The 628-nt window shown below is 67.7% G+C and carries 1 protein-coding gene; it reads right to left on the bottom strand.

Translation table 11 applies throughout. The annotated features are described in order from the left end of the window. Window positions 1-67 precede the first annotated feature (67 nt). The coding region (locus tag IG78_RS0141125) for an MFS transporter (RefSeq protein WP_030574942.1) at window positions 68-628 on the bottom strand (561 nt) is incomplete at its 5' end.

Genomic DNA, 628 nt, shown 5'->3' with positions numbered 1-628 from the left:
GGGTCTCCTCGTCGGGGGCGCCCTCGATCAGGACGCGCTCGGCCTGTACGTGACTGGGGACGTACTCTCACCCCTCCTCAAGCAGAGGGGCGTCCTGCCGCTGGGTATCCGCAGACTGCTTGTCCTTTGGGGTCCTCCGCCTGAGCCACGTCGCTGCTGTCAGCAGGAACGTGGTGCCGGTGGCGATGAGGACTGCGGTGTCGGGAGTGGTGACGGTGAGGAGGAGGCCAGTGGCAGCAGCGCTGAGGCCGTAGCCGATGCCGCTGCCTGCGTACAGGACGGAGTAGCCGACGGGGTGAAGGTCGGCGGGCAGTTGTTCGCGGAGGGTGAGGTTACGGGTGATCAGTACGGCTGCCTGCAGGAGACCGGTGAGAGCGAGGAGAGCGGCGATCACGGTCCAGGTGGAGGCGAGTGCGGTGGCGGCGACGCCCGCGATCATGATGACGAGCAGAAGGGTGCTCTGACGTTGCACACTGCCGGGCCAGGCGCGTGCGCCGTAGACGAGGCCGCCGAGGATACTCGCGAGGGCGAAGCCGGTGAGGATCGGACCGCTGTAGGAAACGGGCAGCTCCCGGTGCTGGAGCAGGGCGGGCAGTGTGAGTTCGATGCTGGCCAGCAGGTACATGGC

The organism is Streptomyces aureocirculatus (genome assembly GCF_000720475.1).
Lineage (GTDB): Bacteria > Actinomycetota > Actinomycetes > Streptomycetales > Streptomycetaceae > Streptomyces > Streptomyces aureocirculatus.
The sequence above is the reverse complement of the archived record's forward strand: the minus strand, read 5'-3'. Positions and strand labels throughout refer to the sequence as shown.